The organism is Paraburkholderia sp. A3BS-1L, from assembly GCF_051125215.1.
Classification (GTDB): Bacteria; Pseudomonadota; Gammaproteobacteria; order Burkholderiales; family Burkholderiaceae; genus Paraburkholderia.
The window spans coordinates 619,552-633,256 of the sequence record NZ_CP120442.1; the positions used below are offsets into that span (position 1 = coordinate 619,552).

Sequence of the window (13,705 nt, forward strand, 5' to 3'; positions counted from 1 at the left end):
AATCAGTCGCGGAAGTTATTGAAGTCGAGCGGCGTATCGGTCACGTCCTTGCGCAGCATGGCAATCACGCTTTGCAGGTCGTCGCGCTTGGTGCCGGCTACCCGCACGGCATCGCCCTGGATGCTGGCCTGAACCTTGATCTTGCTTTCCTTGACGAGCTTGACGATCTTCTTGGCGAGGTCGCCCGAGACACCCTTCTTCACCGTGATGACCTGCTTGACCTTGTCTCCGCCGATCTTCTCGATCTTGCCGTAGTCGAGGAAGCGCACGTCCACGTTGCGCTTGGCCATTTTCGACACCAGCACGTCCTTGACCTGGCCGAGCTTGAAATCGTCGTCGGCGAACGCGGTCAGTTCGCGTTCCTTTTGCTCGACGCGCGCATCCGAGCCCTTGAAGTCGAAGCGCGTGGAGATCTCCTTGTTGGATTGCTCGACGGCGTTCTTTACTTCGATCATGTTGGCTTCGCTGACGACGTCAAACGATGGCATTGCTTTCTCCCAAAAGTGCGAGTGGTGCACGAGCGGCACGTATTGTGCGGCTCGCGGGCCGCAGCGGGGCTCGCCGGTGCGGCGCCCTGTACTCGCTATAATCACGGACCGACGCCATTTTACCGGCGCCGCCGCGTTTGCCCAAGGCTGCGCGGCGTTGTGTGCCGGCGGCTTCGCAGCCGGCGTGCCTGCTGCTTCGCATCGCGCGGGTTTGAGTTTTCCGGCTTGTGTCTTTTGTGTGTCGTTCGTTTTCAGCGCCCGTTTTTTCGTCTCCGGTCTTTTCGTGTCACATCCATCCTCGATGCCTGCTTGCCCCACGTCCGTCGTTCCGTCCCCGGTGTGGTTTGCCGCCGGCTACCCGCTGCGCGAGCACAACACCTTCGGCTTCGACGTGCGCGCGCGCTTTGCCTGCCGCATCGAGAGCGAGGCCGATCTGGCCGCCGCCGTGCGCGATCCGCGTGCCCAGGGCCTGCGCAGGCTGGTGCTGGGCGGCGGCAGCAATGTCGTGCTCACGCGCGACTTCGATGGCCTCGTGCTGCTCGTCGCGCTGGCGGGCAAGCGCGTGACGCGCGAGGACAGCGACGCCTGGTATGTCGAAGCCGGCGCCGGCGAGAACTGGCACGACTTCGTGGCGTGGACGCTCGACGCGGGCATGCCGGGCCTCGAAAACCTCGCGCTGATTCCGGGCACGGTGGGCGCGGCGCCGATTCAGAACATCGGCGCCTATGGACTGGAAATGGCCGAGCGCTGCGCTAGCGTGCGCGCGATTGAGATCGAGTCCGGCACGCCGTACGAGTTCGACGCCGCGGATTGCCGGTTCGGCTATCGCGACAGCTTTTTCAAGCAGGAAGGGCGCGACCATTTCCTGATTACCTCGGTGAGCTTCCGTTTGCCGAAGGCGTGGCGGCCCAACGCCGGTTACGCCGACCTCGCGCGCGAGCTTGCGCAGCGCGGGCTGTCGGAGGCGCGGTGCGCGCGCGACGTATTCGACGCCGTGGTCGCGGTGCGCCGCGCGAAGTTGCCCGATCCGCTCGCGCTTGGCAATGCGGGTAGTTTTTTCAAGAATCCGGTGATCGACGCGCAGCAGTTCGACTCGCTCGTCGTGCGCGAGCCGCGCATCGTCTCGTACCCGCAGGCGGATGGCCGCGTGAAGCTCGCCGCGGGCTGGCTGATCGATCAATGCGGCTGGAAAGGCCGCACGCTGCGCGGGGCGGCCGTGCATGAGCGGCAGGCGCTCGTGCTCGTGAATCTCGGCGGCGCCACCGGCAACGACATCCTCGAGCTGGCACAGGCGATCCGCCGTGACGTGTTCGAGCGCTTCGGCGTGGAGCTGGAGCAGGAACCTCTCAGCCTGTAGACCCTCGCAACCCTTCGTGTACCGGCACTACGCCGCGCTGTGCTGCGTGGCGAAGACGGGCCCTTGCACGAAGCGCACGTCGTACTGCTGCAACTGCTCGAACTGCGGGGCGTCCACCACGCGATTGAAGATCAGCGGAATGCGCAGCCGCGCCGCGTAGCTCACCAGCGGCTTCACCATCGAATCGCGCAGCGCCGCGCTCGCATCCATCTTCAGGAAGTCGAGCCGCGCCATGTCCGACACGGAAAGAATCTGCCCCGCATTGGGCAGATTGCCCGCCACCTTGAACCCATAGCGCTGATAGCTCTTCGTCAGATAACCGACGAAGGTCCGGTGCGCGACCGCCGCCGCCGGCAATTCGATCACCACGCGCCCCGGGTTCAGCCCGAACGAGACCAGCACATTCGAAAAGTGCCGTCCGTGGTCGTACTTCACGCTCTTGAGCAGTTGCTCGTGCACGCGCAGAAACAGCAGCCCGTGCTGCTGCGAGCCGAGAAAGTTGATCGCGTGGAGCGCGCGCACGCAGCGGTCGAGCGCGACGAGCTCTCGGTCGTCGACCGTGGTGGCGAACGGATCGAAGAGCTCGGTCTTGCCGTCGTGCTCGCGCAGCGTCACCGCCTGGAAGCCGAGTTCGTCGCCGAAGCGCGAAGCCAATGAGAGGTCCGCTGTGAGCGACTGCACGCCGCCGTGCACGCTGATGTCGTAGATCGGCTCGTAGGCACTCAGGAGCTCCACGCCATTGCGGTGCGCGACGGCCTCCGCGTGATGCGTGCCGCTGCCCATTGTCAGGTGCTCGCCGAGAAATGGGTGATTGGCAGCACGGGCGACGAGCTCAGGAATGGTTGGAGCGATCATGACGCGATGAATGTGGCGTAACGGGGAACGCGCGGGCGGCCCGCGCCGGTTGGGTTGTCGCGGCGACAGGGCCGTATGGCCTGATGGTAGCAGCCTGGGACGCTTCGGCATGCACCGATTAGTGATAACGATATCCACGCAGAGACGCATTTCCGGGCCGCGTCCGAGGAGACCAGGGTTTACATGTAATTTCACTAATCATAATCCGTTTTACTATTCGTAAATTGCGCGGCAAACTTCGCCGGTAAAACGTGGAGAGACAGTGATGAACGCACCCTTGCGGGACGTAACCCAGACAGCACCGGGAAAAAGCGGGTCGGATACGGCGGCCGATTGCTATATGAGCGGCTTTTGCAATGAGTTTGCGACCGAGGCGCTGCCCGGCGCCTTGCCTGATGGCCAGAATTCGCCGCAGCGCTGCGCTTATGGCCTCTACGCCGAGCAGCTTTCGGGCACGGCCTTCACCGCGCCGCGCGCGCACAATCGCCGGACGTGGTTCTACCGGATCCGCCCGGGCGCGGTGCATCAGCCGTTTACGCCGCTTGCCGCGCGCACGAGCGTCGATGGCATCGATGCTGGCAAAGGCCGCGCGTCGCGCCTCGTCGCCGATTTCGGCGGCGTGCCGCCTACGCCGCCCAACCAGTTGCGCTGGGATCCGCTGCCGATGCCCACGGCGCCGACCGATTTCATCGACGGCTGGGTGACGATGGCCGGCAACGGCTCGGCGGCCTCGATGAGCGGCTGTGCGATTCATCTGTACGCGGCGAACCGCCCGATGACCGACCGCTTCTTCTACAACAGCGACGGTGAGCTGCTGATCGTCCCGCAACAAGGGCGCCTTGCCATCCGCACGGAGATGGGCCGCCTCGACGTCGAGCCCTTCGAGATCGCGGTGATTCCACGCGGCGTGCGCTTTACGGTCGAACTGCCCGATGGCGAGGCGCGCGGCTATATCTGCGAAAACTTCGGCGCGCTGCTGCGTCTGCCCGACCTGGGCGTGATCGGCTCGAACGGGCTGGCGAACCCGCGCGACTTCCTCACGCCGCGCGCGGCCTATGAAGACCGCGAAGGGCAGTTCGAGCTCGTGACGAAACTGAACGGCGAGCTCTGGCGCGCCGACATCGGTCATTCTCCGCTCGACGTGGTCGCGTGGCACGGCAACTACGCGCCGTACAAGTACGATCTGCGCCGCTACAACACCATCGGCTCGATCAGCTACGACCACCCGGATCCGTCGATCTTCCTCGTGCTGCAGTCGCCCACCGATACCCCGGGCGTCGACGCGATCGACTTCGTGATCTTCCCGCCGCGCTGGCTCGCGGCCGAGAACACCTTCCGTCCGCCCTGGTACCACCGCAACGTCGCGAGCGAGTTCATGGGCCTCGTGCACGGCGTGTACGACGCGAAGGCCGAGGGCTTCGTGCCGGGCGGCGCGAGCCTGCACAACTGCATGACGGGCCACGGCCCCGATGCCGAGACCTTCGAGAAGGCTTCGAGCATCGATACGAGCAAACCCAACAAGGTCGCCGACACGATGGCGTTCATGTTCGAAACCCGCACGCTGATTCGCCCGACGCGCTTCGCGCTCGAAACGGCGCAACTGCAGGCGCATTACTACGAGTGCTGGCAAGGCCTCAAGAAACACTTCAATCCGGAGCAGCAATGAGCAATCCCATTCCCGCCGATGTGCAGGCAACGCTCGATCCGCAGCGCAAGAGCTGGATCGAAAGCGCAAACGATGCGGCCTGTGATTTCCCGATCCAGAACCTGCCTTTCGGCGTGTTCAGCACGGCAAGCCAGGAGCGCGCGCGTGTGGGCGTGGCGATCGGCGACTCGGTCGTGGACCTGGCGGTGCTGAACGAGGCCGGATTGCTGCGCGTGCCGGCCGGATCCCCAGGGAGCGAGAACGTTTTCGCGCGTGCCTCGCTGAATGATTTCATCGCGCTTGGCCGCGATGCGTGGCGCAGCGTGCGCGTGCAGCTTTCGTCGCTGCTCGCGCGCGACACGACGAGCGGCGCCACGCTGCGCGACGATGCGGGTCTGCGCCAACGCGCGTTCGTGAAGCTCGCCGATGCGAAGCTGCATCTGCCCGTGGAGATTCCCGGCTATACGGACTTCTATTCGTCGAAGGAGCATGCGACAAATGTCGGCTCGATGTTTCGTGATCCGAAGAATGCGCTGCTGCCGAACTGGTCCGAGATGCCGATCGGCTATAACGGGCGCGCTTCGTCGGTGGTGGTGAGCGGCACGCCGGTGCGCCGCCCCAATGGCCAGCTGAAGCTGCCCGACCAGGAGCGTCCGGTGTTCGGCGCGTGCCGCAAGCTCGACATCGAACTGGAGACGGGCTTCATCGTCGGGCGTGGCAATGCGCTTGGCGAGCCGATCGCATGCGAGAACGCTGAGGCGCATATCTTCGGCATGGTGCTGCTCAACGACTGGAGCGCGCGCGATATCCAGCAGTGGGAATATGTGCCGCTCGGGCCGTTCAATGCGAAAACCTTTGCCACCACGATCTCGCCGTGGGTCGTGACGCTCGACGCACTGGAGCCGTTTCGCGTCGCGCAGCCGGCGCAGGAGCCGCAGCCGCTCGACTATCTGCGCCACGCGGGCAATCATGCGTTCGACATCGCGCTCGAAGTGCTGCTGCGCCCCGAAGGGGCGAGCGAGGCCACCTCGATCGCGCGCACGAATTTCCGTCACATGTACTGGACGATGGCGCAGCAGCTCGCGCATCACACGGTGGCCGGGTGCAACACGCGCGTGGGCGATCTGATGGGCTCGGGCACGATCTCGGGCCCCACGCCCGATTCGTTCGGCAGCCTGCTCGAGCTCACGTGGAACGGCAAGCATCCGCTTGAATTGAAGAGCGGCGGCACGCGCGGCTTCATCGAAGACGGCGACGAACTCACGCTCGCGGGCTGGTGCCAGGGCGAAGGTTATCGCGTGGGTTTCGGAGAGTGCGTCGGCAAGATCTTGCCGGCGTTGAAGTAACAAGGTGAGCGCGCCGACGCCGGCTTGGCGTCAGCGTCGGCTCATCAAGCCTTCGCGCGTATGATTCCCCGCGCGCGTTCCCAGCGCAGCGTCCCGAGAAACACCAATGCACATGCGAACAGCACCCACAGCATGGCGTCGCGACCTGCGCGCTCCATCAGTGCCCCGGTGACGATCGGCCCGCCGAAGCTCGCCGCGCTCCACGAGGCGCTCACGAGCGCGCTTGCCGATACCAGCGCCACGCCTTCAAAGCGCTCGCCGCACGCCACGATGGCGAGCGTGTAGATCGAGCCTGCCGCCGCGCCCAGCACGAAAAGCAGGGGCCAGCGCAGCCACGGCGCCGCGACCGCCAATGGCAGCAACGGCAAGAGCACCGCCACGAGCACGCCCATCAGCGCGTGCACGCGCTGGCGGCCGAGCCGGTCGGCGAGCCAGCCAATCGGGAACTGCATCGTCGTGTCGCCGAGCAGCACGACCGAGGCGAACAGCACCGCCGTTTCGCTGTCGATGCCGTGGCCCATCGCGAAGAGCGGCAAGAGCGAGAGCGCGAGCGTGTCGAAGAGCGCGAAGAACCCCGTGGCGACGATGAGCGCGGGCATCTTCGGCAGGATATGGCGCCAGCTGCCGTGCGGTTCGTGCAGGTCGGCGGTCTGTGCGCTCGTGCGGATGGCGGCAAGCGTCGGCAGTGCGACGAGGAAGATTGCGCCGCAGATCGCGAAGCGCCACGCCGTGAATCCCTCGATCTGGCTCACCAGCACCGGGCCGGACATCTGAAACAGCGTGAAGGTAGTCGCGTAGATGCCGACCACGCGGCCGCGATTGGAGTCGTCGGCGAGCTCGTTCACCCATGCTTCGCTGATGGTGAAGAGCAGCATCAGCGCCGCGCCGCAGACCATGCGCAAGAGCGCCCAGAGCCACAGGTTCGAGCCGAGCTGCATGAGCGCGGTAGCGACGGCGGCGGCCAGCACCGAACCCACGATCACCTGGCGCGAGCCGAAGCGCGTGGAGATCCACGCCGTGGCCGGCACCACGAGCAGCCCGCCGAACGCTTGCGCGGCGGTGAGCAAGCCGACGATGGCGGTGCCGTAGCCGGCGTCGGTGAGGGCGAGGGCGGTGAGCGGCAGGGTTGCGCCGGAACCGAGGCCGACCACGGCCACGCTCAGGATCAGTGCGAGGAAGTCGCGCGTGAAGATGGTTTTCATCGGGCGAGATCCTACTACGGGCGCGGTTGGCGCGGCGCGAGCGTTCCGCGTGGCTTGCGTTCTTCTTACGTAACAGCGTCCTGCTGCGGATGGCCTTGACGATTTCTTCAGGTTGCGTCCATGGTGCGCCCCGCAGACGGGCCGCACCATTGGCCTACGATCCAGTGCGCGTTATCCGGTGCAATGCCCACTCTTCAGCTTGCGGGGGGACTACTGGTTTCGTCCGCGTTGCGCATGGCGGGTGGGGTGCATGCGCTTTTCTCCTGGAGCGATGACATGAACACGATGAGCACCGTACGCATCGCAGTGGCCTGCTCGGCCGCTTTCTTCGCAGGAATCGCGCTTGCCGATACGTCGTCCGATCCGTCCCAGGGCGGGCCGTCGGCTTCGCAGGACGTGGGCGGTATGCCCATGACCACTAGCGCCGCGGGGGCGCCGCTATCGATGTCGCATGCGCAGGTGTATCAGGACCTGGAACGCTCGATCAAGTCGGGTGAGCGCGACCGCCTGAACAATGACCTCTATCACGGCAATTGAGACGAGCACGGAGACCTCGAACGAAACCCCGGCCGAACCGGCCAATAGACGCACAAAGGGCGCTTGAAAAAGCGCCCTTTGTGCGTCCGTGAGGACCGCTTAAGAGCCGTTCCTTCGCGCAGTTCAGTGCATGGACCCGTCGCCAATGTGCTGCTCGATGTGCCGCATGCGCCCGCTTGCGCGATACGGCTGGAACCACGGATTCATGCGCAACTCGCACAGGCGCGAGCTGCGCTCGGCGAGCGCCGCGTCCAGCCACTGGAACATTTCCTTGGGCTGGGCGAGCCGCGCATAGGCCTCGGCAATCAGCAAGGGTGAGGTGTATTGCCTGCGCCGTCGCGCCAGCAGGTCGTCCAGATACCAGTGCAGCACCGCATCGTAGCCGCCCGTTTCCCAATGCATGCGCACGGCCGCCGAGCGTGCGTGCAGATTGCAGCAATCGAGCGCTTCCGCGGTTGCGTCCACGGCCTGCGCAAAGAGTTTCTTGACTTCGAACGCGGTTGCCAGCACCTGGTACACGAGCGGTGAATGTTCCATATGGCCCGGCGAGAGATATTCGCTAACGACTTGCGCGTGCTGACCCGCGAGGACCATGCCGAATGCGCGCGAGCCCTGGAATGCGTGCGGATCGATCTTCTCGGCGCGCGCCATCGCGGCCTGGCCTTCGGCATGGCGGCCCGCTGCGAGCAGCAGCCGTGCGTAGAGCCGGTGTGCCTCCGGGTAGCTCGGATTGCGCCGCAGTGCTTCCTTGAAGCCGGCCTCGGCGCGCGGCCAGTCCCATTCGAAGAAGTAGCGCACCGCAGCCAGCGCGTGATGGGCTTCGGGCAGATCGGGGTCGAGCTCGAGTGCGCTTTGCGCGAGGGCGCGTGCGGTGGGCCAGCCGTCGTCGGGCGCGAACAGGCCGTGCACGACCGACGCCCCATAGTAGTTCGAGAGCCCGGCGTAACCGAGCGCATAGTTCGGGTCGTGCTCGAGCGCCGCATCAAAATAGGCGAGGCGCGGCTGCGCGCGAAGTCTTCGCCGTCGACGCCGTGCTGGGCGCAGAACCCCGCATCGAAATGCACGCGCCGGTACCAGAAGTAACGCCCGCGCACATAGGCGTCGTGCGCAGCGGGATCGACGGGCAGCCGCCGCGCGAGCAGCGAACGCTGCTGTTCGGAGAGCTTGGAGGCGAGCTCCTGCGCAAGCGCGTCGGCGGCCTCCTTGAGGAGGTCGAGCGCGCTTTGCGAAACCGGTTCGTGTGCGCGGCTCCAGATCTGCACTTCGTCCGCGCAGCGAATCAGGCGCGTGAGAATGCGCACCTTGTGCGCTTCGCGCGAGAACGAGCCTTCGAGCACGTAGTCGAGTTTGAGCTCGCGCGCGATCTCGCCGATGCTCTTGGACGTGTCGCGATAGCGCGCGGCAGTCGTGCGCGCGATCATGCGCAGACGCTCCGCGCCGAGCGCGCCGAGCGTGGCCGAGATTTCGTCGGCGAGCGCGCTGCACAGCGACTCTTCCTTGCCGTCGCCCGTGAGGTTTGCAAACGGCAGCACCAGCACGCGCACCGCGTTGTGCACGACGCTGGGCTCCGCGGCGGCTGCCGGGTTCGCGAAGCTGGCGCCGTCGAGCCGGTAGCCCTTGCCCTTCACCGTGACGAGATGGCGCGGCTGCGCCGGGTCGTCGGCGAGCGCGATGCGGATCTTGCGGATCGCGGTGTTGATGCCGTTCTCGGTGTCGCGCCAGGGATTGCCGTGCCATAGCCGCTCGATGATGTCCGCGCGCGAGATTAACTCGCCATGGCGCGTTGCGAGCAGGATCAGGAGGTCCATCGGCAGCCGCTCCAGCCGCACCGCTTCGCCCGCGCGGCGAAGCTGGTAGCGCTCGACGTCGAGCTCGAAATCCGCGAACCGGATGATTCGATCCGTCGGCATGGGAGGTCCCCTGATGCAGCATCATGGGTCGTGCGCGGCGATGTTTCGTCCAGGGAATGCACCATCGTGCAACAGATGACGTGGGCGATTCTGGCGGCGCTCGGTGCGGGCGATGCAGGCAGCCGGTCGATCGGTGGGGGGCTCGAAGCGGCTGTCGAATCTAAATTTAGCGGCTCGCACGGCGACCTTCAAGAAGCAGCGAGCGGTGTTTGCGGCATGCGATGGGTGCGCGTTTCGTCAGCTTTTTCCGGGGTGCGGGCAGCCTTCATTCGCCGCGCATAGGTCACGAAGGATTCACATATCCCTCGTAGCTTAGGCCCCTTTTCACCGCTACAAGAGGATGTGCCTGACGCATGCCGCAGACGTCCCTGGTCACGCTTACCGAAATGCCATCGATTCCGCCACCGCAGCCGCAGTCCGCGTCCGGACCTTTCTGGATCGTGCCGGTGCCCGGACATCATCCCTACGATCACGTGCGTTTGAAGCGCGTATTCGCGACCGACGGCACGCGTCACGAAGTGGTGGTGGTCGATCTGTACAAACTGCTGGTCTGCGCGGACCGCGACGACACCGATTACGTGCTCAAGCCCGTCGATGACTGGCATGTGGGCAAGGTGCGCGGCATCCGCGAATTTCTCGACCCGCGCAACGAGCGCGTGCCGCAAATGCCCTACCTGACGATCGAGAAGCGGCGCGTGGCCGGGCTCGCGGGATGGCTCGGCCTTGCGCACGAGGGCGTGGTGGCGTTTCGCAACGGCCAGCATCGTGCGCGTTACCTCTCGTGGGCGGGCGCGAAGTGGCTGCCGGTGGAAGTGCATGAGCGCGAAGCGCCGCTGCTGCGCGAACAGTGTGGCGCCATCGGACTGGAAGAACGCGGGCGGGGCGCGGCACCAGGGCCTGCGTAGCGGTGTTGGGTTTGCGCCGCGCTTGTATCGGGTTAGCGCCAGGCGAGCCCGCAGACGCCGTTCGACATATGCAGCGCCGCACCGTTGCCGAGTGTGCCGTTCACGGGCCGCAGGGCGGCGTGACCGGATGCCGGGAGTGCCGCGGGCGTGATTGTGTTTTGTTCGTTGGCGTCGCTCGCACGCTGGAAATGCTCGATGGCGTAGTCGACGAAGCGCAGCGTTTTCGCGGGCAGATATTGACGATTCGGATAGACGATCGACATGTTGGCGTCGGGGTCGTCGATCTCGTACTCGGGCAACAGGCGCACGAGCGTGCCGGCGGCGAGATCTTCGGCGACGAGCGACGTCGGCACGATAGCCGGGCCCATGCCCGCGAGCGCGGCGTGCCGCACCATCAGCATGTTGTTGACGGCATAGGCGGGCCGCAGCGTGACCTGCTGCGCATGCTCGCCGGGCCTTGCGAATTGCCAGGTGACGCTGCGTGCTTCGGGCGGCAGGCTCACCGCCGCGTGGCGCGCGAGCTGCGCGGGCGTGCGCGGCTCGCCGTGCTCGGCAAGCCAGCCGGGCGACGCGCATGGCACGAACGTTGCCGCGTCGAGTGTCCGCTCGACGAGATCCGGGTCGCTGTCGCGTGTGGGCGACACCGGGACGATGCCCACGTCGAAGCCGTCCTCGACGAGCGAGATTTGCCGCTCGGCGAGCGTGAGGCGCACGTTCACGCGCGGGTAGCGCCGCCGGTAGCCGTCGATGAGCGGCGTGAGCGTGACGAGCGACACGGTGCTGGCCGCGGCCACGCGCAGTGTGCCGCCGGGCTCGCGTTCGGTATGCGCGAGCGCATTTTCGAGGTGGTCCAGTTCGTCGAGCACGCTGCGGCAGCCTTCGAGATAGTGTTCACCCGCTTCGGTAAGCGACAGATTGCGCGTGGTGCGGTTGATGAGGCGGGTATGCAAATGCGCTTCGAGCATGGCGACCGAGCGGGTGACCAGGGCATTCGAGACGTCGAGTTGCTGCGCGGCCCTGCGAAAGCTTTGTGATTGCGCAACCGTGACGAAGACGCGCATGGCGTGTATCTGGTTCATGGAATTTCGCCTCATATGCTGATTGCATTTACCCGATTAAGGGCATTCCGTTTGGCATTGCGGAGGTGACGTCAATGTGCGCGCTAGATTTAGCCCTGTTGTGCGATTGCGGTGGCGATATTGGAAGGAAAATAATATTGACAGTTGTAAAGAATTGCAATATTTATCGCAAACAGCGCCGGCGTTTCACGCTCGTAAAGGAATAGCATTTCTGGCAATACATTATGGTATTTGGGCAATGACGCGAACAGTGGACACGCAATCGACGTCGATCGCGGAATCAATTGCATAATTCACCCGCATGCTTGCCATGCACGATGACATTGCCGGGGTGAATCTCGCCGCGCCCGGCTCAGATCCGGCCTGGACAGCCTTTGGGCGCTGCGGTTGCAGAATGTTTGTTGTCGATGCGTTGAAGATCTGGTTTCGGCTTTGTCCAGCATTTTTCACACAAGCTTGATTCGGTCGGGCGAGGTTTTTTGTGCTTCGCGCAAAATAGCCGCGAAGCACGGGAATAGAGACGTGCATGCTGAGTGCATGTTTTATTAATGCATTTTTCTGAAAACTAAAACGTAAATCGGCGGACCAGACATGATCGTCGAATTGCTGAAATCGCAGCCCGAGATTGCCCTGTTCGTCAGTCTCGCGCTGGGTTATTTGATCGGTTCGATCCGTTTTGGGCCGATTTCGCTCGGCGGCGTGTGTGGCACGCTGATCGTCGCGCTCGTGCTGGGCCAGACGGGCGCGCGCATCTCGCCCGATCTCAAGAACGTTGCTTTTGCGTTGTTCATCTTCGCGCTCGGCTTCACGGGCGGCCCGCAATTCTTCGCGAACATCGGGCGCGGCTGGCGCTATGGATTCCTTTCGATCATCGAGATCGTCTCGGTCATGACGCTCATCATGATCGCAGTCGTCGTGATGAAGCTCGACGCGGGCACCGCGGCCGGCCTGCTGGCCGGCGCCGCCACCGAGTCTGCGGTGATCGGCACGGCTTCCGAAGCGATCTCCAGGCTGGGCTTGAGCGATGCCCAGGTGAGCACGCTGCAGGCGCACGTGGTGACCGCCTATAGCGTGAGCTACCTCTTTGGTTTGATCACCATCGTGCTGTTCACGAGCCAGATCGCGCCGCTCCTGTTGCGCGTGAACCTGCGCGAAGAGGCCGCACGCCTTTTTCGCAAGCTCGGCGGCAACGGCGTGCTCGACGAAGGCCAGCGGCTCGCGCTGCCGCTGCTCGAGGCGCGCGCGTTTGAGGTCGGGCAGGCAGCGGGCGCCCAGGTCTCGGCATTCGAGGCGCGCTTCGGCAACAACGTCACGGTCGAGCGCATCGTGCGCGGCAAGCAGGAGATCGACGCGGTCGCGCAAACTGTGCTGCAGGCGGGCGACATCGTGTTCATCGGCGGGCGGCGCGAGGCCGTGGTGGAGGCGTCGGGCAGCCTTGGCGCCGAGGTTTCGGGCGAGGGTTTCGTGAAACTGTTCGCGCAGCGCGTGGACGTGATGCTCACGCGCCGCGACGCCGACGGCCTCACGCTCGCGCAGATGCGCGAGCGCGCTTCGCCCGAAGACGGGCGCGGCATCTACGTGGACGCGATCACGCGTCTGGACGCCGCGGTGCCCGCGCTGCCCGGCACCATGGTGCGCCGCGGCGACGTGCTCACGCTGATCGGCGCACCCGGCGACGTCGCGCGCGGCGCGAAGCGCCTCGGCTATGTGATCCAGCAGACCCAGAAGACCGACTTCGTCTACCTCGGCCTCGGCGTGCTCGTGGGCATGATCATCGGCCGCTTCGGCGTGAAGCTGGGCGGCGTCGCGCTCGAGCTCGGCACGGGCGGCGGGTGCCTGCTTTCGGGGCTGTTCTTCGGCTGGCTGCGCTCGCATTTCCCGGTGGTCGGCTCGCTGCCCTCGGCGGCGGCGCAGGTGCTCAAGGATTTCGGCCTCGCAACCTTCATCGCGGCCGTGGGTCTCTCCGCTGGCCCGGACGCCATCAAGCTCGTACGCGAATACGGTCTCGCGCTGCCGCTCGTCGGCATCATGATGGTGCTGATTCCCGGTCTCATGTCCCTCTGGATCGGGCGCATGTTTCTCAAGCTCGAAACCCCCATGCTGCTCGGCGCGATCGCGGGGCAGCAGTGCAGCACCCCGGCAATCAGTGCGCTGGTGGGCGTGACCGGCAACTCGATTCCGGTGATCGGCTACACGATCACCTACGCACTGTCGAATATTTTGTTGCCGCTCATGGGGCCCGTGGTGGTTGCGCTTGCAACGAAATTCGGCTGATTTCGGCTGATCAGCGGTGCGCGCCGCGCTTGAGCACATGGCGCGTACCGAATCCGTTCGTGGCCGATGATGGCCGCGTTATCTCAATTTTGACGCGCTTTCGTCAG

Annotated in this window: 12 protein-coding genes and 1 pseudogene; 7 read left to right on the top strand and 6 right to left on the bottom strand. The window is 65.1% G+C overall.

Annotated features, from left to right (window positions below):
• Nucleotides 1-2 precede the first annotated feature (2 nt).
• Nucleotides 3-488 (bottom strand): YajQ family cyclic di-GMP-binding protein, encoded by a 486-nt coding sequence (locus P5W99_RS02800; protein WP_421023147.1) that lies wholly within the window; start codon nt 486-488, stop codon nt 3-5.
• A gap of 283 nt (nt 489-771) precedes the next feature.
• Between P5W99_RS02800 and murB the strand changes: the two genes are divergently transcribed.
• Nucleotides 772-1,845 (top strand): UDP-N-acetylmuramate dehydrogenase, encoded by a 1,074-nt coding sequence (murB, locus tag P5W99_RS02805; RefSeq protein ID WP_434661697.1) that lies wholly within the window; start codon nt 772-774, stop codon nt 1,843-1,845.
• A 27-nt stretch (nt 1,846-1,872) separates the two neighbouring features.
• Here the strand turns inward: murB and P5W99_RS02810 are convergent, their stop codons facing one another.
• Nucleotides 1,873-2,700 (bottom strand): EAL domain-containing protein, encoded by an 828-nt coding sequence (locus P5W99_RS02810; protein ID WP_421042475.1) that lies wholly within the window; start codon nt 2,698-2,700, stop codon nt 1,873-1,875.
• A 340-nt stretch (nt 2,701-3,040) separates the two neighbouring features.
• Here P5W99_RS02810 and hmgA point away from each other — a divergent pair, with 340 nt between their 5' ends.
• Together hmgA and fahA are read left to right on the top strand one after the other, a co-directional pair.
• On the top strand, nt 3,041-4,366 hold the full coding sequence (hmgA, locus tag P5W99_RS02815) for a homogentisate 1,2-dioxygenase (RefSeq protein ID WP_421042665.1): 1,326 nt from the start codon (nt 3,041-3,043) through the stop codon (nt 4,364-4,366).
• Nucleotides 4,363-5,691 (top strand): fumarylacetoacetase, encoded by a 1,329-nt coding sequence (gene fahA, locus P5W99_RS02820; RefSeq protein ID WP_421042474.1) that lies wholly within the window; start codon nt 4,363-4,365, stop codon nt 5,689-5,691. The genes hmgA and fahA overlap by 4 nt, the downstream gene beginning before the upstream one ends.
• Before the next feature lie 44 nt (nt 5,692-5,735).
• Here fahA and P5W99_RS02825 read toward each other — a convergent pair whose 3' ends face one another.
• Nucleotides 5,736-6,893 carry an MFS transporter gene (locus P5W99_RS02825; protein WP_434661700.1) on the bottom strand — a complete coding sequence of 386 codons (1,158 nt, stop codon included), beginning with the start codon at nt 6,891-6,893 and terminating at the stop codon, nt 5,736-5,738.
• A 276-nt stretch (nt 6,894-7,169) separates the two neighbouring features.
• Between P5W99_RS02825 and P5W99_RS02830 the strand changes: the two genes are divergently transcribed.
• A complete protein-coding gene (locus P5W99_RS02830) occupies nt 7,170-7,430 on the top strand; it encodes a hypothetical protein (RefSeq protein ID WP_434661702.1) in 261 nt (86 codons plus the stop codon).
• A gap of 123 nt (nt 7,431-7,553) precedes the next feature.
• Here the strand turns inward: P5W99_RS02830 and P5W99_RS02835 are convergent, their stop codons facing one another.
• A complete protein-coding gene (locus P5W99_RS02835) occupies nt 7,554-8,339 on the bottom strand; it encodes a tetratricopeptide repeat protein (protein WP_434661703.1) in 786 nt (261 codons plus the stop codon).
• Between the two features lie 755 nt (nt 8,340-9,094).
• A pseudogene (locus P5W99_RS02840) lies at nt 9,095-9,238 on the bottom strand (winged helix-turn-helix domain-containing protein); the annotation flags it as partial.
• On the opposite strand from P5W99_RS02840, the gene P5W99_RS02845 reads away from it, so the two are divergent.
• On the top strand, nt 9,206-9,622 hold the full coding sequence (locus tag P5W99_RS02845) for a hypothetical protein (protein WP_434661704.1): 417 nt from the start codon (nt 9,206-9,208) through the stop codon (nt 9,620-9,622). The pseudogene P5W99_RS02840 and the gene P5W99_RS02845 sit on opposite strands and share 33 nt — an antisense overlap.
• A 71-nt stretch (nt 9,623-9,693) precedes the next feature.
• Nucleotides 9,694-10,245, top strand: coding sequence for a plasmid fertility inhibition factor family protein (locus P5W99_RS02850; protein ID WP_421042470.1), 552 nt, complete (start codon nt 9,694-9,696; stop codon nt 10,243-10,245).
• A 32-nt stretch (nt 10,246-10,277) separates the two neighbouring features.
• Here the strand turns inward: P5W99_RS02850 and P5W99_RS02855 are convergent, their stop codons facing one another.
• Entirely contained in the window at nt 10,278-11,324 is a 1,047-nt protein-coding gene (locus P5W99_RS02855) for a LysR family transcriptional regulator (RefSeq protein ID WP_421042469.1), read from the bottom strand.
• 591 nt (nt 11,325-11,915) lie between these two features.
• Here P5W99_RS02855 and aspT point away from each other — a divergent pair.
• Nucleotides 11,916-13,598 carry an aspartate-alanine antiporter gene (aspT, locus tag P5W99_RS02860; RefSeq protein ID WP_434661707.1) on the top strand — a complete coding sequence of 561 codons (1,683 nt, stop codon included), beginning with the start codon at nt 11,916-11,918 and terminating at the stop codon, nt 13,596-13,598.
• Nucleotides 13,599-13,705: the final 107 nt, after the last annotated feature.

Excerpts from the sequence above, each read along its gene's own strand:
- P5W99_RS02800 (WP_421023147.1), bottom strand. The coding sequence starts at position 488 with ATGCCATCGTTTGACGTCGTCAGCGAAGCCAACATGATCGAAGTAAAG.
- P5W99_RS02810 (WP_421042475.1), bottom strand. The coding sequence starts at position 2,700 with ATGATCGCTCCAACCATTCCTGAGCTCGTCGCCCGTGCTGCCAATCAC.
- hmgA (WP_421042665.1), top strand. The coding sequence starts at position 3,041 with ATGAGCGGCTTTTGCAATGAGTTTGCGACCGAGGCGCTGCCCGGCGCC.
- fahA (WP_421042474.1), top strand. The coding sequence starts at position 4,363 with ATGAGCAATCCCATTCCCGCCGATGTGCAGGCAACGCTCGATCCGCAG.
- P5W99_RS02825 (WP_434661700.1), bottom strand. The coding sequence starts at position 6,893 with ATGAAAACCATCTTCACGCGCGACTTCCTCGCACTGATCCTGAGCGTG.
- P5W99_RS02830 (WP_434661702.1), top strand. The coding sequence starts at position 7,170 with ATGAACACGATGAGCACCGTACGCATCGCAGTGGCCTGCTCGGCCGCT.
- P5W99_RS02845 (WP_434661704.1), top strand. The coding sequence starts at position 9,206 with ATGGCGCGTTGCGAGCAGGATCAGGAGGTCCATCGGCAGCCGCTCCAG.
- P5W99_RS02850 (WP_421042470.1), top strand. The coding sequence starts at position 9,694 with ATGCCGCAGACGTCCCTGGTCACGCTTACCGAAATGCCATCGATTCCG.
- P5W99_RS02855 (WP_421042469.1), bottom strand. The coding sequence starts at position 11,324 with ATGAACCAGATACACGCCATGCGCGTCTTCGTCACGGTTGCGCAATCA.
- aspT (WP_434661707.1), top strand. The coding sequence starts at position 11,916 with ATGATCGTCGAATTGCTGAAATCGCAGCCCGAGATTGCCCTGTTCGTC.